The sequence below is a fragment of the Mycolicibacterium obuense genome (assembly GCF_055397605.1).
In genome coordinates, this window is record NZ_AP043663.1 from 4,278,813 (window position 1) to 4,301,445 (window position 22,633).

21 protein-coding genes and 1 tRNA gene are annotated in these 22,633 nt (G+C 67.9%); 10 read left to right on the top strand and 12 right to left on the bottom strand.

The genetic code is table 11. The annotated features are described in order from the left end of the window. Positions 1 to 17: 17 nt before the first annotated feature. The 3 genes from ACZ50N_RS20450 to ACZ50N_RS20460 all read right to left on the bottom strand — a co-directional run bounded on the left by ACZ50N_RS20450 (position 18) and on the right by ACZ50N_RS20460 (position 5,299). Positions 18 to 1,007 carry a nucleoside triphosphate pyrophosphohydrolase gene (locus tag ACZ50N_RS20450; protein ID WP_464473640.1) on the bottom strand — a complete coding sequence of 330 codons (990 nt, stop codon included), beginning with the start codon at positions 1,005 to 1,007 and terminating at the stop codon, positions 18 to 20. Continuing rightward, positions 1,004 to 4,642, bottom strand: a complete 3,639-nt coding sequence (mfd, locus tag ACZ50N_RS20455; RefSeq protein ID WP_464473641.1) for a transcription-repair coupling factor — start codon at positions 4,640 to 4,642, stop codon at positions 1,004 to 1,006. The genes ACZ50N_RS20450 and mfd overlap by 4 nt, the downstream gene beginning before the upstream one ends. Positions 4,643 to 4,705: 63 nt before the next feature. Beyond that, entirely contained in the window at positions 4,706 to 5,299 is a 594-nt protein-coding gene (locus ACZ50N_RS20460) for a TetR/AcrR family transcriptional regulator (protein ID WP_046361833.1), read from the bottom strand. Between the two features lie 124 nt (positions 5,300 to 5,423). Between ACZ50N_RS20460 and ACZ50N_RS20465 the strand changes: the two genes are divergently transcribed. The 8 genes from ACZ50N_RS20465 (at position 5,424) to pth (ending at position 11,416) form a co-directional block, all read left to right on the top strand. Continuing rightward, positions 5,424 to 5,495 (top strand) — tRNA-Gln (locus ACZ50N_RS20465). A gap of 84 nt (positions 5,496 to 5,579) precedes the next feature. Continuing rightward, positions 5,580 to 7,034 carry a bifunctional UDP-N-acetylglucosamine diphosphorylase/glucosamine-1-phosphate N-acetyltransferase GlmU gene (gene glmU, locus ACZ50N_RS20470; RefSeq protein ID WP_048423744.1) on the top strand — a complete coding sequence of 485 codons (1,455 nt, stop codon included), beginning with the start codon at positions 5,580 to 5,582 and terminating at the stop codon, positions 7,032 to 7,034. A gap of 103 nt (positions 7,035 to 7,137) precedes the next feature. Continuing rightward, complete coding sequence (locus ACZ50N_RS20475) at positions 7,138 to 8,118, top strand: ribose-phosphate diphosphokinase (RefSeq protein ID WP_046361835.1); 981 nt, start codon at positions 7,138 to 7,140, stop codon at positions 8,116 to 8,118. Continuing rightward, entirely contained in the window at positions 8,115 to 8,456 is a 342-nt protein-coding gene (gene arsC / locus ACZ50N_RS20480; RefSeq protein WP_046361836.1) for an arsenate reductase (glutaredoxin), read from the top strand. Before ACZ50N_RS20475 ends, arsC begins: the two co-directional genes overlap by 4 nt. Beyond that, a complete protein-coding gene (locus ACZ50N_RS20485) occupies positions 8,453 to 9,136 on the top strand; it encodes an LpqN/LpqT family lipoprotein (RefSeq protein WP_046361837.1) in 684 nt (227 codons plus the stop codon). The genes arsC and ACZ50N_RS20485 overlap by 4 nt, the downstream gene beginning before the upstream one ends. Before the next feature lie 21 nt (positions 9,137 to 9,157). Further along, complete coding sequence (locus ACZ50N_RS20490) at positions 9,158 to 10,027, top strand: oxidoreductase (protein WP_464473642.1); 870 nt, start codon at positions 9,158 to 9,160, stop codon at positions 10,025 to 10,027. Positions 10,028 to 10,157: 130 nt separating this feature from the next. Next, positions 10,158 to 10,829 carry a 50S ribosomal protein L25/general stress protein Ctc gene (locus tag ACZ50N_RS20495; RefSeq protein WP_073683362.1) on the top strand — a complete coding sequence of 224 codons (672 nt, stop codon included), beginning with the start codon at positions 10,158 to 10,160 and terminating at the stop codon, positions 10,827 to 10,829. Between the two features lie 8 nt (positions 10,830 to 10,837). Then, positions 10,838 to 11,416: an aminoacyl-tRNA hydrolase gene (pth, locus tag ACZ50N_RS20500; protein WP_046361839.1), complete on the top strand. Its 579-nt coding sequence runs from the start codon at positions 10,838 to 10,840 to the stop codon at positions 11,414 to 11,416. Between the two features lie 3 nt (positions 11,417 to 11,419). Here pth and ACZ50N_RS20505 read toward each other — a convergent pair whose 3' ends face one another. The 7 genes from ACZ50N_RS20505 to ACZ50N_RS20535 form a co-directional block, all read right to left on the bottom strand. Then, positions 11,420 to 11,650: a hypothetical protein gene (locus tag ACZ50N_RS20505; protein WP_048423692.1), complete on the bottom strand. Its 231-nt coding sequence runs from the start codon at positions 11,648 to 11,650 to the stop codon at positions 11,420 to 11,422. Between the two features lie 44 nt (positions 11,651 to 11,694). Beyond that, a complete protein-coding gene (locus tag ACZ50N_RS20510; RefSeq protein WP_464473643.1) occupies positions 11,695 to 12,012 on the bottom strand; it encodes a hypothetical protein in 318 nt (105 codons plus the stop codon). Between the two features lie 196 nt (positions 12,013 to 12,208). Further along, positions 12,209 to 13,246 (bottom strand): epoxyqueuosine reductase, encoded by a 1,038-nt coding sequence (locus ACZ50N_RS20515; RefSeq protein WP_464473644.1) that lies wholly within the window; start codon positions 13,244 to 13,246, stop codon positions 12,209 to 12,211. Between the two features lie 34 nt (positions 13,247 to 13,280). After that, positions 13,281 to 14,132 (bottom strand): ABC transporter permease, encoded by an 852-nt coding sequence (locus ACZ50N_RS20520; protein WP_046361843.1) that lies wholly within the window; start codon positions 14,130 to 14,132, stop codon positions 13,281 to 13,283. Beyond that, positions 14,129 to 15,085, bottom strand: coding sequence for an efflux ABC transporter ATPase subunit, DrrA-related (locus tag ACZ50N_RS20525; RefSeq protein WP_464473645.1), 957 nt, complete (start codon positions 15,083 to 15,085; stop codon positions 14,129 to 14,131). Before ACZ50N_RS20525 ends, ACZ50N_RS20520 begins: the two co-directional genes overlap by 4 nt. 60 nt (positions 15,086 to 15,145) lie before the next feature. Beyond that, positions 15,146 to 16,780, bottom strand: a complete 1,635-nt coding sequence (locus ACZ50N_RS20530; RefSeq protein ID WP_046361902.1) for a fatty acyl-AMP ligase — start codon at positions 16,778 to 16,780, stop codon at positions 15,146 to 15,148. 324 nt (positions 16,781 to 17,104) lie between these two features. Continuing rightward, positions 17,105 to 18,073 (bottom strand): 4-(cytidine 5'-diphospho)-2-C-methyl-D-erythritol kinase, encoded by a 969-nt coding sequence (locus ACZ50N_RS20535; protein WP_048423695.1) that lies wholly within the window; start codon positions 18,071 to 18,073, stop codon positions 17,105 to 17,107. A 51-nt stretch (positions 18,074 to 18,124) separates the two neighbouring features. Here ACZ50N_RS20535 and ACZ50N_RS20540 point away from each other — a divergent pair, with 51 nt between their 5' ends. Further along, positions 18,125 to 18,925 (top strand): serine/threonine-protein kinase, encoded by an 801-nt coding sequence (locus ACZ50N_RS20540; RefSeq protein ID WP_464473646.1) that lies wholly within the window; start codon positions 18,125 to 18,127, stop codon positions 18,923 to 18,925. Positions 18,926 to 19,010: 85 nt separating this feature from the next. Further along, positions 19,011 to 20,534 (top strand): amino acid permease, encoded by a 1,524-nt coding sequence (locus ACZ50N_RS20545; RefSeq protein WP_048423697.1) that lies wholly within the window; start codon positions 19,011 to 19,013, stop codon positions 20,532 to 20,534. Here the strand turns inward: ACZ50N_RS20545 and rsmA are convergent. Further along, positions 20,531 to 21,469 carry a 16S rRNA (adenine(1518)-N(6)/adenine(1519)-N(6))-dimethyltransferase RsmA gene (gene rsmA / locus ACZ50N_RS20550; protein WP_046361847.1) on the bottom strand — a complete coding sequence of 313 codons (939 nt, stop codon included), beginning with the start codon at positions 21,467 to 21,469 and terminating at the stop codon, positions 20,531 to 20,533. The two genes, ACZ50N_RS20545 and rsmA, sit on opposite strands and share 4 nt — an antisense overlap. Continuing rightward, positions 21,466 to 22,593 (bottom strand): resuscitation-promoting factor, encoded by a 1,128-nt coding sequence (locus ACZ50N_RS20555; protein ID WP_046361848.1) that lies wholly within the window; start codon positions 22,591 to 22,593, stop codon positions 21,466 to 21,468. Before ACZ50N_RS20555 ends, rsmA begins: the two co-directional genes overlap by 4 nt. Between the last annotated feature and the right edge of the window lie 40 nt (positions 22,594 to 22,633).

A 22,633-nucleotide genomic window follows, 5' to 3' on the forward strand; every position in this document is an offset into this window, starting at 1 on the left:
CGACGAAATGGCGCGATCTACTCGACTTCTTGCGCCCGTTCGTCGGTTTGGGCGTCGTGGGGCTCGTCGGCAACCTCATGCGGCCAATGCGCACGCCACTCGTCGGCGCTGATCACCCCGTGCGGGCTGCCGTCGAGCTCCTCGGCGACATCGTCACCCCGCCGGGCGGCGGCAGCCGCACGCTCGGCCACGCGCACATCGGCCATGAACTCCAGAATCGCTGTGCGCAAAGCACTCTCGGCGTCATAGTCAGCGCTCACGGTGATCGAGGTGAGGGCATCGGGAACCAGCTCGGCCGGGAAGCCGGCACCCTCGGCGCGCGCCAGTACCTTCTGCGCCAGCGCCAGCGCGGGCTGCGCGGTCGGGATGTCGTCCATGATGGACTCGCGTGCCGACTTCTCCAGCGCTTTGCGCGCCTCCCACTGCGCCAGCTGATCCTCCAGCGAGATCGACTCACCGGCCAACACCGCGGGCACCCGGTTGCCGAGCTTGCGCACCAGCGCATCCGCGACATCGTCGATACCGAACGCATCCTCGGGTGCATCCTCGGCGATGCGCGCGTGGAACAGCACCTGCAGCAACACATCTCCGAGCTCGTCGCGCAGCTCGGTCAGATCACCGCCATGCACCGCGTCGAACAGCTCGTAGGTCTCCTCGAGCAGATAGCGCCGCAGCGAGTCATGCGTCTGCTCGCTCTCCCACGGCCCGGCGGTGCGCAGCTTGTCCATCATCGCGACCGCATCCACCAGATGCTCCCCGGGCTGCGCGGCCGGCGCGGCGATCACCCGCTCGCCGGCGGCGATCCGCGCGGCGACCGACGGATGCTCACGATCTGAGGACAGCAGCGTCGGCGCAGGATCACCGCTGTAGGCCGGCCGCGCCGACGGCAACGACCACGGCACCTTGATCGGCATCTCTTCCGTGTACTGCACATCACCGGCCAGCAGATCGATCGCCTCGATCGGCACCAGCGACGGGCGGCGCGGATCCACCAGAACGACCGTCATGCGCCACCTCCGAACTTCGCGATGTCGACCGGGGCCTGACCATCCCCCGCGATCGCCACGAGCAACCCTGCCACGAACGCGACCAGCTCGAGATCCCTGATGCGTGGAGCCGCCACCCCGCTGCCGGTCCGCGGAATCGGCACCTGCACCGTCGAGGTGGTGGCCCGGTAGTTCGCACCGGCGTAGAGCCGCTTGAGCCGCAGCTGCGCCGAATCGGGCAGCGTCAGCGGCGAGATGCGCACCGTCGACGCCGACGGCGCCCCGACCTCGGTCACCCCGAAGGCCCGCGCCAGCAGCCGCAACCGGGCGACCGCGACGAGCAGAAGGGCAGGTTCGGGCAGCGGGCCGTAGCGGTCGATGAGTTCCTCGATCACCGAGTCGACGGCGGCATCGTCGGCGGCGGCGGCCAGCCGGCGATACGCCTCCAGCCGCAAGCGATCACTGCCGATGTACTCCGGCGGCAGATGCGCGTCGACCGGCAGATCGATGCGTACTTCCTTCGGCTCCTCCGGCGCGAGAACGGTTTTCCCGTCCGCCGCGGCGCGGTAAGCCTCGACGGCCTCGCCGACGAGCCGCACGTACAGATCGAACCCCACGCCCGCGACATGGCCGGACTGCTCGGCACCCAGCACGTTGCCCGCGCCGCGAATCTCGAGATCCTTCATCGCGACCGCCATGCCGGCACCGAGGTCGTTGTTCTGCGCGATCGTCGTGAGCCGGTCATAGGCGGTCTCGGTCAGCGGAACCTCCGGCGGATACAGGAAATACGCGTACCCACGTTCGCGCGAGCGTCCGACGCGACCACGCAACTGGTGCAGCTGCGACAAACCGAATGTGTCGGCTCGCTCGACGATCAGCGTGTTGGCGTTCGAGATGTCCAGACCCGTCTCGACGATCGTCGTGCACACCAGGATGTCGAACTCGCGGTTCCAGAACCCCTCGACCGTCTTCTCGAGCTGCTCCTCGGGCATCTGCCCGTGTGCGACCACCACCCGCGCCTCGGGCACCATCTGCCGTACCCGCGCGGCGGCCTGGTCGATCGAGCGCACCCGGTTGTGGATGTAGAACGCCTGACCGTCGCGCAGCATCTCGCGGCGCAGCGCCGCGGCGACCTGCTTGTCGTCGTGGGGGCCGACATAGGTCAGCACCGGATAGCGTTCCTCGGGCGGGGTCAGGATCGTCGACATCTCGCGAATCCCGGCCAGGCTCATCTCCAGGGTGCGCGGGATCGGTGTCGCGCTCATCGTCAACACGTCGACGTGGGTGCGCATCGACTTGATGTGCTCTTTGTGTTCGACGCCGAAGCGCTGCTCCTCGTCGACGATCACCAGCCCGAGGTCTTTCCACGTCACGCCGGTCTGCAGGAGGCGATGCGTGCCGATCACGATGTCGACCGAACCGTCCTTCATCCCCTCCATCACGGCTTTGGATTCCGAGCCGGACGTGAAGCGCGACAAGCCTTTCACCGTGACGGGGAAGCCCGCCATGCGCGCGCTGAACGTCTGCAGGTGCTGGTCGGCCAGCAGCGTCGTCGGCACCAACACCGCCACCTGCTTGCCGTCCTGCACCGCCTTGAACGCCGCGCGCACGGCGATCTCGGTCTTGCCGTAGCCGACGTCGCCACAGATCACCCGGTCCATCGGGACCGGCTTTTCCATGTCGGACTTCACCTCGGTGATCGCGGTCAGCTGATCTATCGTCTCGGTGAACCCGAACGCGTCTTCCATCTCGATCTGCCACGGCGTGTCCGGGGCGAACGCGTGCCCGGGTGAGGCCTGCCGCTTGGCGTACAGCGTGACGAGCTCCGCGGCGATCTCCCGAACCGCTCGGCGCGCTTTGGTTTTCGTGTTCGCCCAGTCGCTGCCGCCGAGCTTGGACAACGTCGGCGCCTCACCACCGACGTAGCGGGACAGCTGATCCAGCGAATCCATCGGCACATACAGCCGATCCGACCCGCCGCCACGCTTGGCGGACGCGTACTCCAGCACCAGGTACTCGCGGCGGGCGCCACCCACCACCCGCTCGGTCATCTCGACGAACCGGCCGATGCCGTGTTGATCGTGCACCACCAGATCACCTGCGGTCAGCGCCAGCGGGTCGACGACGTTGCGCCGCTTGGCCGCGAGTTTCTTGCCCTCCGTGGACGCGACGCGATTACCGGTCAGATCGGCTTCGGTGATCACCACCAGGTTCGCACCCGGCATCACGACACCCTCGTGCAACGGGCCCTTCAGCACCCCGACCACGCCGTCGCGCGGCACCGCACCGGGCTCCAGAATCGTTGCAGCCGTGTCGGCTTCGCCGAGTTGCTCGACCACGCGCATGCACGTGCCGCTGCCCGGGGTGACGACGATCCCGTAGCCACCGGTCAGGACGTGGGCCCGCAGCATCGCGAAGATCTCGGACAGGTTGTGCTGCTGCCCCCGCGCCGAGGGCGCCGACCGGATGTCCAGGCGCAGCGGCTCGTCGGCGCCGCTGTCGAGTTGGCTCAACGTCCACCACGGGTGGCCACCGGCCCGCGCGGCGTCACGGCCCTCGTCGAACGGGACGAAGCCCGATGCGCCCAGCGCCTCCAGGTCGATCGGCGCGTCACCGCCAACCGCCGCCGTCGACCACGACGCTTCGAGGAACTCGCGCCCGGTCTTGATCAGATCGGCGGCACGGCTGCGCACCTTCTCCGGATCGCAGATCAGCAGCGGCGTGCCCTCGGGCAGCAGCGACGGCAGCGTCACCAGACCGACCGGCTTCAGCAGCGGCAGCAGCGCCTCCATGCCGTCGACGGGGATGCCCTCGGAGAGCTTGGCCAGCATGTCGGGCACGCTGCCCGTCACCCCGTTCTCCACCACCGGATGCTCGGCGGACAGCGCCGCGGCCCGCTCCCGCACCTCGGCGGTCAGCAGCACCTCGCGGCACGGCACCGCGATCACCGTGGCGACGTCGATCTCGGGGATGGACCGCTGATCGGCGACGGCGAACATGCGCATCTCCGAGACCTCGTCGCCCCAGAACTCCACACGCACGGGATGCTCGGCCGTCGGCGGGAAGAGGTCGAGGATGCCGCCGCGCACCGCGAACTCCCCGCGTTTGGCCACCATGTCCACCCGGGTGTAGGCCAGATCGACCAGCCGCGCGACGGTGCCGTCGAAGTCGGACTCCTCACCGATGGTCAACGTGACGGGCTCGACCGCGGCCAGATCGGGCGCCATCGGCTGCAACAGCGAGCGCGCCGTCGTCACCAGCACCCGCAACGGCGGGCCCAGCCGCTCGTCGTCGGGATGGGTGAGCCGGCGCAGCACCATCATCCGCGCGCCGATGGTGTCGACGCCCGGTGAGAGCCGCTCGTGCGGCAGGGTCTCCCACGACGGGAACATCGCGACCGCATCGCCGAACACGCCCTTGAGCTCGGCGGTCAGGTCGTCGGCTTCGCGGCCGGTCGCGGTGACGGCCAGCACAGGGCCGGCCTGCGCGAGCGCGGTAGTGGCGAAGAGCCGCGCGCTGGCCGGGCCGACGAGGTCGAGATCGGCGGGCCGGTCGGCGGCGCGGCGAGTGACCTCCTGCAGAGAGGGGTCGCGCAGTGCCAGGTCGACGAGGCCCGCGATCGGGGTGTGGACATGAAGGGTCCCCGATGAGGTCATGATGGGCTCCATCGTAGGCCCCGACGGCGCGATGACCGAACCGGCCGAACCCGAAAAGGCGGGCTACTCGCCCCGCAGTTGCGGGTCGGCCTCCAGATGGGTCAGCCCGTTCCACATCAGGTTCACCAGATGCGCGGCCACCACTTCCTTCTTCGGCTCGCGGGTGTCGAGCCACCACTGCGCCGACATCGACACCGAGCCGACGAGTGCCTGCGCGTAGAGCGGCGCCAGGTCGGGGTCGAGTCCGCGGCGGGAGAAATCGCCGGCCAGGATCGACGACACCTGGTTGACGGCGTCGTTGAGCAACGTCGAGTAGGTGCCCGCGGTGATGCTCGCCGGCGAATCGCGGATGAGGATGCGGAACCCGTCGGTGTGTTCTTCGACGTAGGTCAGCAGCGCCAACGCGACGCGCTCCAGGCGCACGCGAGAGCGGTTGTTGGTCAGCGACGAGGTGATGCCGTCGAGCAGCGCCGACATCTCGCGGTCGACCACGACGGCGTAGAGGCCCTCCTTGCCGCCGAAGTGCTCGTAGACCACGGGCTTGGAGACGTTGGCCCGCAGCGCGATCTCCTCGATCGAGGTGCCGTCGAAACCGCGCTCGGCGAACAGCGACTTCGCGATCTCGATCAGCTGCTGGCGGCGCTCACTGCCGGTCATCCGGGCGCGTGGGGCGCGGACATCCTTGTCGGGAGCTGGCACGCCGTTCAGGGTAAACCGCGTCACGCATCGCGAGGCGGGGACCGCGTGGTGCGTTAAAGTCGCACGCGTATCTCGTCACCGATCCGTCGTGGTGTAATCGGCAGCACCTCTGATTTTGGTTCAGATAGTTCAGGTTCGAGTCCTGGCGACGGAGCCCATCGATCGCGAGTGTGCGAACTGATACGGCGCACCCGGCGTGCCCCGGATGAACCTGCACAATCGACAGGCAGGAGCCGCGATGACGCGTGACGCAGCCGTCCTCATCCTCGCCGCGGGAGCCGGCACCCGGATGAAATCCGACACCCCCAAGGTGCTGCACACCCTCGGCGGCCGCAGCATGCTGGCCCACGCCGTGCACGCCGTCGCCGGGGTCGGGCCCACGCACCTGGTGGCCATCGTCGGCAAGGATCGCGAACGCGTCGCCCCGGCCGCGCAGCAGATCGGCGAGACCCTCGGCCGCCGGGTCGAGATCGCGGTGCAGGAAGAGCAGCGCGGTACCGGCCACGCCGTCGGCTGTGGGCTCTCGGCGCTGCCGGAGGACTTCACCGGGGTCGTCGTCGTCACCTCCGGCGACGTACCGCTGCTGAACTCCCACACCCTCGACGCCTTGATCGCCGCGCACACCGCCGCCGGCGCCGCGGCCAGCGTGCTGACGACGACGCTGGCCGACGCCACCGGCTACGGCCGGATCCTGCGCACCCAGGACGGCGAGGTGATCGGCATCGTCGAACAGGCCGACGCCACCCCGGCGCAGCGGGCGATCCACGAGGTCAACGCCGGGGTGTACGCGTTCGACGCCGCAGAGCTGCGTTCGGCGCTGAGCCGGCTGCGTTCCGACAACGCCCAGCACGAGCTGTACCTCACCGACGTGTTCGCAATCGTGCGCGGGGACGGCCTACCGGTGCTCGGCCAGCACATCGACGACGCAGCGCTGGTGGCAGGGGTCAACGACCGCGTCCAGCTGGCCGCGCTCGGCGCCGAACTGAACCGTCGCGTGGTCGCCGCGCATCAGCGCAACGGGGTGACCGTCGTCGATCCGGCGACGACGTGGATCGACGTCGACGTGACGATCGGACGCGACGCCGTGGTGCGCCCCGGCACCCAGCTGCTGGGGGCGACGGCAATCGGCGCGCGATGCGAGATCGGCCCCGACACCACGCTGACCGACGTCACCGTCGGCGACGGCGCGTCGGTGGTGCGCACCCACGGGTCCGAGTCGGTCATCGGCGCCGACGCCACCGTCGGACCGTTCACCTACCTGCGCCCCGGCACCGTCCTGGGTGACGACGGGAAGCTGGGCGCGTTCGTCGAAGCCAAGAACGCGACCATCGGCACCGGCACGAAGGTGCCGCACCTGACCTACGTCGGCGATGCCGACATCGGCGAGCACAGCAACATCGGCGCCTCGAGCGTGTTCGTCAACTACAACGGCGAGACGAAGAGCCGCACGACGATCGGCTCCCACGTCCGAACGGGGTCGGACACGATGTTCGTCGCCCCCGTCACGATCGGCGACGGTGCGTACACCGGCGCGGGCACCGTGGTGCGCGACGACGTGCCACCCGGCGCCCTCGCGGTCTCGGCCGGACCTCAGCGCACGATCGAGGGTTGGGTGGAACGGAAGCGGCCCGGCAGTGCCGCCGCGCAGGCGGCCGCAGCGGCACGCGCGGCCGCTGAAGCTACCGGCGAGTAGCGTTTCGTCGCCGTTTATTGGCATTCTGGTAACCCGCCAACGTGCGAGCGTCCGCGCTACGTACGATGACCCGAGAATCGACTGCGAGAAGCCGAGGGCGCCCGTGAGCCACGACTGGACCGACAACCGTAAGAACCTGATGCTCTTCTCGGGTCGGGCGCACCCCGAACTCGCAGAGCAGGTCGCCAAGGAACTCGACGTGCCGGTCACCGCGCAGACCGCACGCGACTTCGCCAACGGCGAGATCTTCGTCCGCTTCGACGAGTCCGTGCGCGGCAGTGACGCCTTCGTGCTGCAGAGCCATCCCGCGCCGCTGAACACGTGGCTGATGGAACAGCTGATCATGATCGACGCGCTCAAGCGCGGAAGCGCCAAGCGGATCACCGCGATCCTGCCGTTCTATCCCTATGCGCGCCAGGACAAGAAGCACCGCGGCCGTGAGCCCATCTCCGCGCGCCTGGTCGCCGACCTGTACAAGACCGCCGGCGCCGACCGGATCGTCACGGTCGACCTGCACACCGATCAGATCCAGGGCTTCTTCGACGGCCCGGTGGACCACATGCGGGCGCAGAAGCTGCTGTGTGGATACATCGCCGAGAACTACGCCGACCACGACATGGTGGTCGTCTCGCCGGACTCCGGCCGCGTGCGTGTCGCCGAGAAGTGGGCCGACAGCCTCGGCGGTGTGCCGCTCGCCTTCATCCACAAGACCCGCGACCCGCTGGTGCCCAACCAGGTCAAGTCGAACCGCGTCGTCGGTGACGTCCGCGGCAAGACCTGCATCCTCACCGACGACATGATCGACACCGGCGGCACCATCGCCGGTGCGGTCAGGCTCCTCAAGGAGGACGGCGCGGGCGACGTCATCATCGCCGCCACCCACGGGGTGCTCTCGGACCCCGCCCGCGAGCGGCTGGCCGCCAGCGGGGCCCGCGAAGTCATCGTGACCAACACGCTGCCCATCGGCGACGACAAGATGTTCCCGCAGCTGACCGTACTGTCGATCGCCCCGCTGCTGGCCAACACGATCCGGGCGGTCTTCGAAAACGGCTCGGTGACAGGGCTTTTCGACGGATCGGCATGAGCGCACGCATCCTGCACAATCCGCGATGCACCACGTCGCGCAAGGCTCTGGAACTGTTGCGCGAGGGCGGCATCGAACCCGAGGTCGTGCTCTACCTCAAGAACCCGCCGTCGCGCAGTGAGCTGACGGCGATGATCTCCGACGCAGGCATCGACATCCGCGCGGCTGTGCGCACCCGTGAATCGCTCTACACCGAACTCGGCCTGGCCTCGGCGTCAGACGACGAGCTGATCGACGCGATGGTCGAGCACCCGATCCTGATCGAGCGGCCGTTCGTCGTGACCGGCAAGGGCACTCGGCTGGCCCGGCCGCTGGAGCGCGTTCGCGAGATCCTGTGACCGCCCGACAGGTGTTCGCGGCGGCCGTCGCAACGCTGACTCTGGCCGCGTGCGCACCGGAAGCCCCTGACTATCAGGCGGTCTGGTCGACGACGAGCGCACCCAGCCCGTCCCCGCAAGCGTCGAATCCGTCGGCGAACCCGTCTGGGGCGCCGGTACCGATCGCCGCGTTCCTCGAGCAGAACGGCGTCACCGGTCAGCCCGTCGCCTACACCAAGGTGACCGACCTGACGGTGACGATGCCGACCCCACCCGGCTGGCATCCCTACCAGAACACCAACCTGTCACCCGGTACCCGGATGATCGTCAAGGGCGACACCTACCCGACCGCGATGCTCATCATGTTCGAGCTGACCGGCAATTTCGACATCGCCCAGGCGCTCACCCACGCCAACGTCGACGCGCAGATGAGCCAGAACTTCCGCCAGCTCAACGCCTCCACGGCGGACTTCGGCGGCTTCCCGTCGTCCATGATCGAAGGCAGCTACGACCTCAACGAATCGCGGATGCACAGCTACAACCGCATCGTCATCGCCACCGGGGCCGCCCCGAAGAAGCAGCGCTACCTGATCCAGTTCACCGTCACGGGATACGCCGAGAAGGCAGCCGAGGAGGCCGGTGACATCGAAGCCGTCATCAGGGGCTTCACGGTGAAGGTGCCCACCCCGCCGGCGCGCTGAGCGTCTCTTTACAGTGATGCGATGAGCGACTGGACCGCAGCTGACCTGCCCTCCTTCGCCGGCCGCACGGTGATCGTGACCGGCGCCAACAGCGGACTGGGCCTGGTGACCGCCCGCGAACTCGCCCGAGCCGGCGCACGCACCATCCTCGCGGTGCGCAACGTCGACAAGGGGCGGGACGCAGCCGCGACGATGCCCGGAGACGTCGAGGTGCGCCGACTCGATCTGCAGGACCTGTCGTCGGTGAAGGCCTTCGCCGACGGCGTATCCGGGGCCGACGTGCTGGTCAACAACGCCGGCATCATGGCTGTGCCCTACGCGCTGACCGTCGACGGATTCGAAAGCCAGATCGGCACCAACCACCTCGGCCATTTCGCGCTGACCAACCTTCTGCTGCCTCGGCTCACCGACCGGGTGGTCACGGTGTCGTCGTTCATGCACGTCTTCGGCTACCTCAGCCTGGCCGACCTGAACTGGAAGTCCCGGCCCTACCTCGCATGGCCCGCCTACGGCGCGTCGAAGCTGGCGAACCTGCTGTTCACCAGCGAGCTGCAGCGCAGACTCGCCGCTGCCGGCTCCCCGGTCCGCGCGCTGGCCGCCCACCCGGGCTATTCGGCGACCAATCTGCAGGGCCACACCGGCAACCGATTCGGCAGCCGGATCTGGGACGCGGGCAACAAGTTCTTCGCCACCGACGCCGACTTCGGTGCGCGTCAGACGCTCTACGCGGTCGCGCAGGATGTGCCCGGCGACACGTTCGTCGGCCCGCGGTTCTCGATGCGCGGCCCCACCGGGGCGCACTGGCGCACCCCGCTGGCGCGCAACAGCGCCAAGGCCGCCGGCCTGTGGACGCTCTCCGAGCAGCTCACCGGGGTGGAATTTCCGCTCTAGCGCGGTGCTGGGCTACCCTGGTCGACGCATCACGGCGAGGGTGGTCCGCGCGGACCGCCGTTATCGACGGGACCGAGCACCAGTTCGCGTCACCCTGGCCGTGTCCACAACCGGCACAGGAGTACAGAACATGGCGAAGAACGCCCCCAACAATCTGACCGCTCAGGTCCGCAGCACGACCGGCAAGGGCGCCTCGCGTCGCGCCCGCCGCGAAGGCCGCGTCCCCGTCGTCCTCTACGGCCACGGCACCGACCCGCAGCACCTCGAGCTCGACGGCCACGACTTCGCCGCCGTGCTGCGCAACGCCGGTACCAACGCCGTGCTGACGCTCGACATCGCCGGCACGGAGCAGCTCGCGCTGACCAAGTCGCTGGAGATCCACCCGATCCGCCGCAACATCCAGCACGCCGACCTGCTTGTGGTGCGCCGCGGCGAGAAGGTGACCGTCGAGGTCACCGTCGTCGTCGAGGGTGAAGCCGCACCCGGCACGCTGGTCACCCAGGAATCCAACGCCCTCGAGATCGAGGCCGACGTCCAGTCGATCCCCGAGCAGCTCACCGTCTCGGTCGAAGAGGCCGAGGAGGGCACCCAGATCCTCGCCGGCCAGGTCGAGCTGCCGTCCGGCGTGACGCTGGTGTCCGATCCCGAGCTGCTGGTCGTCAACGTCATCACCGCGCCGACCGAGGAAGAGCTCGAGGCCGAGGGTGGCGGCGAGTCGCTCGAGGAGCAGGCCGAAGCCGCTGAGGCCGAGGCAGAGGAAGAGGGCGCCGAGGACGCGCCCGCCGACGGCGACTCCGAGTAGTCGTCGACATGGCCGAACCCCTGCTGGTGGTCGGCCTGGGGAATCCGGGTCCGCAGTACGCTCTGACCCGGCACAACCTCGGTTTCCTCGTCCTCGACGTGCTCGCCGACCGCATCGGCGAGACGTTCAAGGTGCACAAGAAATCCGGGGCCGACGTGGCCACCGGGCGGCTGGCCGGCCGCCCGGTGGTGCTGGCCAAGCCGCGCGTGTACATGAACGAATCCGGGCGCCAGGTCGGACCGTTGGCCAAGTTTTACTCGGTCCCGGCTCGCGACGTGATCATCGTGCACGACGAGCTGGACATCGACTTCGGCCGCATCCGGCTCAAGTACGGAGGCGGCGTGGCCGGCCACAACGGCCTGCGATCAGTCGGTGCGGCGTTGAGCACCAACGATTTCCATCGCGTGCGGGTCGGCATCGGCAAGCCGCCGGGCCGGCAGTCGGGAGCGTCGTTCGTCCTGGAACCGTTCAACGCCCGCGAGCGGCCGGAGGTCGCCGTGATCTGCGAGCAGGCCGCCGACGCAGTCGAGTTGCTGATCGCCCAAGGGCTGGAGCCGGCGCAGAACGTGGTGCACGCCTGGGCGTGACGGCTACCAGGTCAGGACGATTCCCGACCGGTTGTTGTTCCGTGGAATCTGGTCGGCCACGTTTGGTGCCCGCGTTCCCGGCACCGACTTGATCGAGACACTGCCGTTGGTCTCGCACCGCACGATGCTCCCGGCCTCGTGGCAGGTCGGCTGCGCATCGGCGAACGGGGCCGTCGTCAGCGCCGCCCCACCCGCGATCAGCGCTGCCAGCAGGGACTTCACACATCGGCTCATGGCTGCCTTCCTGGCTGAAAATGTCACTTGCGCAACGGTTCTGCTCACGGACACGAGGACGCCAGAACCCGGGCACTCGGATCGAGCGTCAGATTCGCCGCCGTGACATGCCGGAACGCGTCGTCGCGAGCCGCCTCGACGGTGGGGCCGGCGCCGCCCGACACCACGCCGCTGCCGTCGTCGGCTCCGACCGACACGATGCAGAACACGTCGTTGGTCTGCTCATCGCTGCTGCACTGTTCGGCGCCGGCACCCTGGCAGGCGGCGATGACCGCCGCGGAGGCCAGGTCGTTTGTCGGGCCCGTCGCTGTGAACCCGATCAACATCCCGCCCCGGACACCGGATCCGACCGCTCTGGACACCACGCCGAGTCCACCACGCCTCCGGGCCCACCGGCCCATGCCGGCGGAGCAAGTGCGAACAGGCAGGACAGCACAACCGTCAGACAACGGACCCAAGCCATCGTTCCTCCTGAGTGCAGCGCCTCGACCCAGAAGTGAGCGTGGTCGAGAGGGTTTCATTGAACTCCCTCTGCGGCGCTCGCGCGGCCATACTGCGCTATTCGCGCACACCGCGAATGCCGCTGCCGACGTGCTTGACCGGCTTGTGCGGGAACCGCTTGAGGGCGTGCTCCTCGGCCGCCGAGCCCGGAAGCACGTAGAGCGTCTCCTGCTTCTCCTGCAACGGCTTGAGCACCACGTCCATGAACGCTTTGCGATCGTCGAGGTAGGGCTCGATGACCTCCTCCCCCGCCGGGCACACGGCCAGGCAGTAGGCGGCCTTGTAGTTCGCCTTGAAGGAGAGGCTCTGCCACATCGACGCGTTCTCGGAATCGCTGACGCGAGAGCGGAAATCCTCGCCGTCGGCGCTGTCGGCGACGGTCTGCACCCAGTCGGTGAACCCACCCATGAACTCGCGGTAGTTGTGCACCGAGCATGCGATGAAGTCGAACTCGCCGTTCTTCTTGATCGCCCCGACCGGGCACGCGGCCACGCACAGCTTGCACTCGAGACACGGTGAATAGTCCAGCGGTGCATCGTATTCGGTGACCTCCGAGCCGACCACGATGGTGCCGAGCAGGATGAAATTGCCAAAGCGCGGATGGATGACGTTGCGGTGGATGCCCATCACGCCCATCCCGGCGGCGACCGCGACGGGCTTGTGCGCCACCACCCAGATACGCCCCGGGTAGCGATCCATCTCCATCGGAAACGTCGCCGACGGGTTGATCACCCGATGACCGGCGTCCTGCAGCACCCGGGTGATGCGGTGGGCGGCCTCGTTCATGATCTCACCGCTGCGGTGGAACTCCTGGTTGGCGACGCTGCGAGCGGTGGAGCGCACGTTGTCGCGGTTCATCTTCACCACCAGCGACAGATAGCTGACCGCGCCCGGCAGCGCCGCCTCGACGTGCTCGACCTCAGAGTCGAGCGCCGGGTTGTCGACACGGGCGAAACCGACGTCGTCGACGCCGGCCTCCCGACAGACCGTGCGCAACCAGCCGGCGTCGATCACGCCCGGCGGCTGCGACGGCCGCTCCTGCACCGCACGCACGGTCGGGTGGGCGGCCAGGCGTGGCGGCAACTTCTGCACCATGCTGAGTATGGTACACAATACTCAGCCGGAAAGGTCAGTCGGTGGTGCGACGACGGTAGGCAGCGAGGGCGAACGGCGCGAACACCGCGGTCAGCGCGACCGACCAGAGAATTGTCGCGAGCACCGGATGATGCAGCGGCAGTTGGGCATCCGGCGCCGCCGGACCCCCGTTGCCCCACAGTTCTCGCATCGCCTGGGCCAGCGACGACACCGGGTTCCACTCGGCGATGACACGCAGCCAGTGCGGCATCGGTTCGGTGGGGACGAACGTGTTCGCCAAGAACGTCACCGGGAACAGCACCGTGAACATCACCCCGTTCACCGCCTCCACAGTTCGCATCAACGAACCGACGAGGATGCCGAACCAGATCATGCCGAAGCCGAACACCAGGATCAGCGCGAAGGCCAGCACCGCTTCGGCGATGCTGCCGCGGATGCGCCAGCCGATGGCCAGGCCGGTCAGCGCCATCACCACCACGCCGAGCGACGAATGCATCAGGCTCGCGACACTGCGCCCGATCAACACCGAGGACCGGGATATCGGCAGCGAGCGAAAGCGGTCGATGATGCCCTTCTCGACATCGGCGGTGATGCCCGAGGCCACCACGAACGCCGAGAAGACGATGGTCTGCGCCTGGATGCCGGGCAGCAGGAACTCGCGGTAGGACGCCCCGCCGGTGTTGGTGATCGAGGCACCGAACACGAACGCGAACAGCAGGACGAACATGATCGGCTGCGCGGTGACGTCGCTGAGCATCTCCGGCATGCGTTTGGTGTGGATCATGTTGCGCTTCACCATGATCCACGACTGCTGCACGATGTTGGTGGGATACGTCGGGACCGCGCCGGTGCGGACTCTCGGGTGCTCGGTGTCCAGCGCGGTCATGCGCCGACCTCCTCGGATTCGTCGGTACGGTGGCCGGTCAAGTTGAGGAAGACGTCATCGAGGCTGGGCCGGGACAATCCGATGTCGTCGACGCCGATGCCGCTGTCGCGCAGCCAGCCGGCGACGGCGATCATGTCGTCGAGACCGTCCGCCGAGGCCGTCAACCGGCGAGCGCCCGCATCCACGTGCACCTCGGCGCCGGTGCGCTGCAACAACTCCTGGGCGGAGGTGAGATCCGCTGCGTCGCCGACGGTGACGACCAGGCTGGCCCGCCCCGCCTGCTGCTTGAGCTGCAGCGGCGAGCCCTCGGCGATGATGCGGCCCCGGTCGATCACGACGATGTTGTCGGCCAGTTGATCAGCCTCTTCGAGATACTGCGTGGTCAGCAGCAGCGTGGTGCCGCTAGCGACCAACTCCCGAAGCACGTCCCACAATTCGCTGCGGCTGCGGGGGTCCAGTCCGGTGGTCGGCTCGTCGAGGAACAGCACGGGCGGCGAGGCGAGCAGGCTGACCGCCAAGTCGAGGCGACGGCGCATCCCGCCCGAATACGACTTCACCACCCGGTCGCCCGCGTCACTGAGCGAGAACTGGTGCAGCAGTTGGTCACCCAGCTTGTCGAGCGCTTTGCGGCGGATGCCGTACAGCCCGCCGATCATCCGGATGTTCTCCCGACCGGTGAGCAGTTCGTCCACGGTGGCCACCTGTCCAGTGAGCCCCATGTGACGGCGGACCTGATCCGGCTGGGTCCGTACGTCGTATCCCGCGACGCGCGCCGTACCGCTGGTGGGCTCGGTCAGCGTCGTCATCATGCGGACCGTGGTGGTCTTGCCGGCGCCATTGGGGCCCAGCAGGCCGAGGACGGTGCCAGGTGGTACCGCGAAGCTGACGCCGCCCACCGCGGTGTTCTCGCCGAAGCGCTTCACCAACTCGATGGCTTCGATGGCCGATTCCATGCCCCGACGGTATCCGCGAGGGCCGACATCCGGCCAATGCTTTTGGCCGCGCGCGGTCGCCTAGGTGACGAGCGAGACCGACGTCGAGCGGCGCAGCTTGCCCGACGACGTCTTCGGGATGCTGCCCGGGCCCAGCACGACGACGTTGCGCGGCCGCATCTCGACCTCGGCGACGACCTCGTGCGCGACCTGGTGCTCGATGCGGCGCACCTCGGCCGGGTCCTGCCAGGCGTTGGACTCCACCGCCACGGCGAACGTCTCGCGTGAGTGGCCGGCATCCAGGCGCACGGCGACCGCGCACCCCGGGCGCACGCCCTCGACACGTCCGGCGGCCCGCTCGATGTCGGTCGGGTAGATGTTGCGGCCGGCCATGATGATGACGTCCTTGACGCGACCACACACGACGACGTGGCCGTCCTCGGTCATGTAGCCGAGGTCGCCGGTGTCGTACCAGCCGTGCTCGTCCTGGGCGGGGATGAACCCACCCATCGTCATGTAGCCCGGGGTCACGCACTCTCCGCGCAGCTCGATGACACCGACCCCGCGGGGCGGCATCACGTTGCCGTGGTCGTCGATGACGCGGGCTTCCAGGTCCGTCAGCAGCGGGCCGAGGTCGGCCAGCCGCTTGGTGTTGCCCTTGGTCGCCGGCACGGCGCGGCGCAGCGCCGCCAGCAGGTCGGCGTCGACCTCGTCGACCACGAGACCCGCGTCGCACGGCGAGAACGACACGGCAAGACAGGTCTCGGCCATGCCGTAGGCCGGCAGGATCGCCGACGCCTTGAGCCCGAAGGGCTTACCGGCATCGATGAGGTCTTCGACATCACCCGGCTCGACGGGTTCGGCACCCGAGAGCGCGAACCGCAGCGTCGACAGGTCGAAATCGCCTTCCTTGGCCTGCCGGCGCAGGCGCTTGGCCAGCAGCGCGTAGGCGAAGTTGGGCGCCGCGGTCATCGTGCCCTTGTACTTGTCGATGAGCTTGGCCCACAGCAGCGTGTCCCGCAGGAAGTCCATCGGCGTGACCTTGACCAGCTCGGCGCCGAAGTACATCGGGATGGTCAGGAAGCCGACCATGCCCATGTCGTGGAAGCAGGGCAGCCAGCTGACCATGACGTCCTTCTCGACGTCGTACTGCGCGCCGATGAACATCGCCTCGGCGTTGGAGTGGATGTTGCGGTGGGTGATCTGCACGGCCTTCGGCGAGCCGGTCGAACCCGACGTCAGCTGCATCAGCGCAAGTTCGTCCTCGTCGACCTCGATGGGGTCGATGGGGTCCGCTGCGAGGAGGTCGGTGACTGTGAGGACGGTGACGCCCTTCTCCTCCAGCACCGGGATCGCCACGATGAAGGGATCGGAGACGATCACGGCCTTGGCCTCGATCATGCTGATCACGTTCATGGTGTCCTCGGCCCACATCACCAGATCGGTGCGGGGCGTGGGCTGGTGCAGCATCGTCAGGCTGGCGCCGCGCATCCACAGGCCCTGGGCGGTCGGTGCGATCTCCACGGGGAGGCCCGCGAGGACGCCCACCGCGTCGCCGCGGCCCACCCCGGCGGCCGCGAGGCCACCGGCGATGCGACGCGCACGCTCATGGACCTCACCCCAGGTGTGGCGCACCGGCTCGTGCGGCTCGCCGGTCACCATGCCCCGGGTGCTCGTGCGGGCGTTGCGGTACATCTTCTCGGTGAATCTGCTCACGACGACCTCCTCGCCGACATCTGCGCGTGTGCACATGCCCGTTTGCCATGTTCCGCCTGTTGAGCGGCCTTTTCATGCAGGCGCGCACACATTAAGGCAGCGGTTGTGTCTCGAATCGGTGATGGTCCGCTCCGACGATGCGCACGGCGGACAACAGCTCGGCCGCAATCATCAGGCCCTCCGCCGATGACGACGGGGGAACTGAATGCGTCCACTGCTCGACCGCTAGCTCTCACCGTCGCTCATCTTAGAAGACTCTTAAGTAACTGCCAAACGGGCGTCGAGTTTGAGGGATTCGTCACACACTCGTGCTTCTCGCAACGGTCAGGCCGACGGCGTCGCACTGGGCACCACCCGCGCGCCGTGTACAGGCCCGCTGGCCACCCGCACCGTCCGGCACACCCCTGCCCCGGCCAGCTCCGTACCGACGTCGACGGCCGCCCCGGCGGACGCGCACAGGAACGCACACGTGGGTCCCGAACCGGAGACGACGCCGGCCAGCGCACCCGCTTCCACGCCGGCCCGCAGGGTGCGACGCAACCCCGGGTCCAACGTCAACGCCGCCGGCTGCAGATCGTTGCCGAGTAGCGGGGCCAACGCGGCGGGGTCGCCCGTGGCCAGCGCCGCAAGCACCGGTTCCGCGGACTCCAGCCGGGCCGGCAGGGTGTGGTCCTGCGCATCGCGCAACCGGTCGATCTCACCGAACACCCGCGCGGTCGACAGCCCACCGTCGGCGAAGGCAAGCACCCAGTGAAATGTGTTGCGGGTCAACACCGTTGCCAGCTCCTCGCCCCGGCCGGTGCCCAGCGCCGTGCCGCCGTGCAGGGCGAACGGGACGTCGGAGCCCAGCTGGGCGGCGAGCGCGTGTAGATCGCGGCGGGGCACACCCAACTCCCACAGCTCGTTCATCGCGACCAGCACGGCCGCGGCGTCGGCGCTGCCGCCGGCCATCCCGCCGGCGACCGGAATCGTCTTCTCGATCGCGATCGCGACGTCGGGTGCGCGTCCGACGTGCTCGGCCATCAGCTCGGCCGCCCGCCAGGCGAGGTTGCGCTCGTCGGTCGGCAGCGATTCCGCACCCTCCCCGCTCATCTCCAGACTCAGCACATCGGCGGTCGTGACCGTGACCTCGTCGAGCAGCGAGACGGCATGGAACACCGTCGACAACTCGTGATACCCGTCGGGGCGGCGGTCGCCGACCTCCAGGTACAGGTTGACCTTGCCGGGAACCCGGACCGTGACCGAACCGGTGGGAACCCACTCGGGGGCGGTATTGCCGTCGCGCGCGGACACCGCACGACCCTAACGCCGCGGCAAACCGTGAGTGAACCCTAGTCTGGGAAGGTGCTTTCGCCGGGCGATCGCTTCGAGGGCTACGTCGTGGACGCGATGGTGGGGCGCGGAGGCACGGCAACCGTCTACCGGGCGCACGAGATCCGACCCCCCGAACGCACCATCGCACTCAAAATGCTCACCGACCGTCCACCCCGCCCGGACGACTCGGCGCGGCTGGATCGCGAGTTCGCCCTCGGCCGCAGGCTCGCCCACCCGCACATCGCGGCAGTGATCGCGCACGGGCCGGGCTGGCTGGCGATGGAATTCCTCGCGGGCGGTCCCATCACCAACCTCCCGGTGCGGTCCGATCGCCTCGCCGCCGTGGCCCAGATCGCCGACGCGCTGGATTACCTGCACGGCCAGGGCGTGGTGCACTGCGACGTCAAGCCCGCGAACATGCTGCTACGTGCGAGCTTCGTCGACGACGGGGCTGCGCTCGCCGACTTCGGCTCGGCGCGCGAACTCGGTGAGGTGGCCCCGCCGCGCACCACGCGGGTGACGGCGTCGCTGCCGTACTCGGCGCCCGAACTGCTGCTCGGTCGCCCCGTCGGGGCGGCCACCGACGAGTACGCCCTGGTGTGCAGCGCCGTCGAACTGCTGACCGGTGCACCACCGTTCACCGCGGCGACCACGATGGGCCTCACCGCAGCGCAACTGGCCAGCCCGACACCGCGGTTGTCCCGCCACATCGCCTGGCTACCGCACGCTTTCGACTCCATCGTCGCCAAGGCGCTGGCGAAGCAGCCCGAAGCGCGGTACTCCACCTGCGCCGAACCGATCGCGCTGATTACCCGTCTACTCCGCCCGTGAAACCTGAAAATCATTCCCGCGCTTCGTAACCGACGCTTAACGTCAGCGAATTCCGGCGTGACACAGTGGCGCTAGCGTGCCGTCCATGACTGCCGTGCAGTACGACAATTCAGCCCTCGCCCACGAGGAAGAGGGCTACCACAAGGGACTCAAACCGCGCCAGCTCCAGATGATCGCGATCGGCGGAGCAATCGGCACCGGCCTCTTCATGGGTGCCGGCGGCCGACTCAACTCCGCCGGCCCAGGCCTGTTCCTGGTCTACGCGGTATGCGGCGTGTTCGTCTTCTTCATCCTGCGCGCCCTCGGCGAGCTCGTGCTGCACCGTCCGTCGTCAGGGTCGTTCGTCTCGTATGCGCGTGAATTCCTCGGCGAGAAAGCGGCTTTCGTCGCCGGTTGGATGTACTTCTTCAACTGGGCGTGCACGTCGATCGTCGACGTCACCGCGATCGCGCTCTACATGCACTACTGGGGCGCGTTCAAGGCGATGCCGCAGTGGACGATCGCGCTCATCGCGCTGGTGATCGTGCTCGCGGTGAACATGATCTCGGTCAAGGTGTTCGGGGAGATGGAGTTCTGGGCAGCGCTCATCAAGGTCATCGCGCTGGTGACCTTCCTGGTCGTCGGCATCGTCTTTCTCGCCGGCCGCTTCGACATCGAGGGGCAACCGACGGGTCTGTCGGTGATCTCGGACAGCGGCGGAATCCTGCCGACCGGCGCGCTGGCTCTGGTTCTCGTCACCTCCGGCGTCATCTTCGCCTATGCCGCAGTGGAATTGGTGGGGACAGCCGCAGGCGAGACGGAGAACCCGGCGAAGGTGATGCCGAAGGCCATCAACTCGGTGGTGTTCCGCATCGCGATCTTCTATGTCGGTTCACTCATTCTGCTGGCCCTCATGCTGCCCTACACCTCGTACAAGCAGGGCGAGAGTCCGTTCGTCACGTTCTTCTCCAAGATCGGTGTGCCTGCGGCCGGGGACATCATGAACTTCGTCGTGCTGACCGCTGCGATGTCGAGCCTCAATGCGGGCCTGTACTCCACGGGCCGCATCCTGCGCTCGATGTCGCTGAACGGCAGCGCCCCGCAGTTCACCTCCCGCATGACCAAGCGGGGTGTACCGTTCGCCGGTATCGCGCTGACCGCAGTGTTCACCGTGGTCGGAGTGTTCCTCAATCTCGTCGTGCCCGCGGAGGCGTTCAACATCGCACTCGATCTCTCGGCGCTGGGCATCATCGCGTCCTGGGCCACGATCGTGATCTGCCAGATCCAGCTCTACCGCTGGTCGAAAAAGGGCATCCTCGAGCGACCGTCGTTCCGGCTGTGGGGTACGCCCTACACGAGCTACGCGACCCTGGTGTTCCTGTTCGCCGTCACGGCACTGATGTGTTACGAGAACTACTGGAACCTGGTGGCGCTGGTCGTGCTGGTGCCCGCGCTGATCATCGGCTGGTTCCTGGTACGCACACGAGTGATGGACATCGCGCGTGAGCGCATCGGGATCACGGGCAATTACCCGATCGCCGCGCAGACACCATTGATGGACGAATACCTGGAACGCGACAATCCGAAGGTGCAGTCCGACAAGGGCCGGGACGGCGAGGACACCCCTTAGGAGGTGACCTGAGCCCCCAGTTCATCGGAGGTGGCCTCGGCGGTGACCGCCGGGGCCGCCTTCGGGACGATGTGCCAATCCGCATTGCGCTGCAGCAGCCGCACGAAGTCCGCGATGGCCAACGTCTCGCCCCGCCGCGACGGGTCGATGCTCGCTGCCAGCAGGCGGCTCGCCGACTCGTTGCCCGAGCCCGCCCATTCGGCGAATGCGTTGCGCGCGGTCTTACGACGCTGCGCGAACGCGACGTCGACGAGCTCGAACACCTGCTGGCGGAACTCGGTGTCGGTGGGCCACGGCGAGGTTTCGTAGCGGTCGATCCGGACCAGTCCGGAGTAGACGCGCGGGATGGGCCAGAACACCGTGGGCGACACCATGCCGTAGCGGCGCACGTTTCCGAAGAACCGGACCTTGGCGCTGGGCACCCCGTAGTCCTTGCCGCCCGGCTCCGCGGCGAGGCGCTCGGCGACCTCCGCCTGCACCATCACCATCACGGTACGGATGGACGGGAACTCCGCGAGCAGGTGCAACAGTGCAGGTACAGCAACGTTGTAGGGCAGATTGGCGACCAACGCGGTGGGTTCGTCGTCGAGATCCTCGCGGCGGAACGTGAGGATGTCGCGGTTGAGCACCCGCAGCCGGTTGATCTCGCTGTGCGAGTGGTCGGCGATCGTGTTGGGCAGCTGCTCGGCCAGCACGGGATCGATTTCCACGGCCGTCACCCGGGAGCCCCGGTCGAGCAGAGCGAGGGTCAGCGACCCGAGGCCGGGACCGACTTCCAGCACGTGATCGTTGCGGTTCACGCCGGACGCGGACACGATCCGCCGCACCGTGTTGGCGTCGTGGACGAAGTTCTGACCGAACGACTTCCGGGGACGGAAATCTATCGACTTTGCCAAGTGACGAATCTCAGTTCGCCCGAGCAGCCGAATTGTCATGACGCACCGATCCTTCCACTACAGACCGGCCACGCACCCCAACCCTGGCGCGCCCTGGTCACTTCAGCAATTGCGATCTGCTCTTCTCTCGTTGCCAGATCTGCACGCTGAGCATACCTCAGACCCCCGTTGCGCTCCCAGGTGTTTTGATCAAATTGGACACCACCGAAAAATCCGTTGCCGGTATTGATCGCCCAATTACCTCCGGCTTCGCACCGAGCGAGGGCATCCCACTGACCCGGGCTCGACACCGCGGGCACCTCGGTTCCCGGCTTCGCACCGATACGAAGCACGCCGTCACGGGCCGGAACGACGATGACATTGGCTACTGGCATTCTGCCCGTTTCGATGCCGTTGACGCGGGCGACTGCGAACGTGACGTCCTGACTGCCCGGCATTCCGGGATCTTCCACGACCTGGCGGCTCATGTTGAGCGTGACGTCGGGAATCTGCTGATTGTTCGGGGCGAGCGGAAGCCGCTCGGTGACCTTCTCGATGCGCACCCGGGTGACCGTGATGCGCATGCCGTCGACAATGGCAGCCGAGGGTGCTGGATTCACGATGTCGCTTTGCTGAAGCGGCGCCCCGGCGGCGTCGAGCAGCGCCGCGACATTCGGCGCCGCGAGTCGCACGGTACGCACCGCGCCACCGTCGTCGAGCTGAACTGTTTTGGGGCTCACCACAGGTAGCGCCATGCCGCCGAGAGGCACGCGGCTGCCACGGGACGCGGCCAGCGGCGCCTTGTCCGTCATCCGCAGCTGCGCAAGCGCCTCCTGCACGGTCGACGCCGTGGTCCACACCTGCTCGGTTCCGCCACCGTCGGTCGAGATCTCGAGCGGGCGACTGCGCCGCAAAACGATGGTGTCCGACTGGTGGACCGGCGTGTCGGCAGCCGGGAACAGGTCGTCGCGCTCCCCGACATCGAAGCCGTTTTCCTTGACGACGTCGATGACACGGCTCTTCATCGTCGGCACGGTCATCGACGCGCCGTCCACCGTGAGCGTCACCGTCTTGTGCATCGCGACGGCCGCGCTTCCCGCGAAAATGAGAGCCAGCAAAGTCGCCAAGACAAGCGCCCGCAGGATGGGCGAGCGCGTCTGATGAAGTCTGGTGATGGCATTCACGATGTCGTCGACCCCAACTTCTTCGACGCGCGCAGATCCT

Coding starts and splice junctions, on each gene's coding strand:
- rsmA (WP_046361847.1), bottom strand. CDS start 21,469: ATGACAATTCGGCTGCTCGGGCGAACTGAGATTCGTCACTTGGCAAAG.
- ACZ50N_RS20525 (WP_464473645.1), bottom strand. CDS start 15,085: ATGGAATCGGCCATCGAAGCCATCGAGTTGGTGAAGCGCTTCGGCGAG.
- mfd (WP_464473641.1), bottom strand. CDS start 4,642: ATGACCTCATCGGGGACCCTTCATGTCCACACCCCGATCGCGGGCCTC.
- ACZ50N_RS20520 (WP_046361843.1), bottom strand. CDS start 14,132: ATGACCGCGCTGGACACCGAGCACCCGAGAGTCCGCACCGGCGCGGTC.
- ACZ50N_RS20505 (WP_048423692.1), bottom strand. CDS start 11,650: ATGAGCCGATGTGTGAAGTCCCTGCTGGCAGCGCTGATCGCGGGTGGG.
- ACZ50N_RS20495 (WP_073683362.1), top strand. CDS start 10,158: ATGGCGAAGAACGCCCCCAACAATCTGACCGCTCAGGTCCGCAGCACG.
- ACZ50N_RS20515 (WP_464473644.1), bottom strand. CDS start 13,246: ATGGTGCAGAAGTTGCCGCCACGCCTGGCCGCCCACCCGACCGTGCGT.
- ACZ50N_RS20545 (WP_048423697.1), top strand. CDS start 19,011: ATGACTGCCGTGCAGTACGACAATTCAGCCCTCGCCCACGAGGAAGAG.
- arsC (WP_046361836.1), top strand. CDS start 8,115: ATGAGCGCACGCATCCTGCACAATCCGCGATGCACCACGTCGCGCAAG.
- ACZ50N_RS20460 (WP_046361833.1), bottom strand. CDS start 5,299: ATGACCGGCAGTGAGCGCCGCCAGCAGCTGATCGAGATCGCGAAGTCG.
- ACZ50N_RS20450 (WP_464473640.1), bottom strand. CDS start 1,007: ATGACGGTCGTTCTGGTGGATCCGCGCCGCCCGTCGCTGGTGCCGATC.
- glmU (WP_048423744.1), top strand. CDS start 5,580: ATGACGCGTGACGCAGCCGTCCTCATCCTCGCCGCGGGAGCCGGCACC.
- ACZ50N_RS20490 (WP_464473642.1), top strand. CDS start 9,158: ATGAGCGACTGGACCGCAGCTGACCTGCCCTCCTTCGCCGGCCGCACG.
- pth (WP_046361839.1), top strand. CDS start 10,838: ATGGCCGAACCCCTGCTGGTGGTCGGCCTGGGGAATCCGGGTCCGCAG.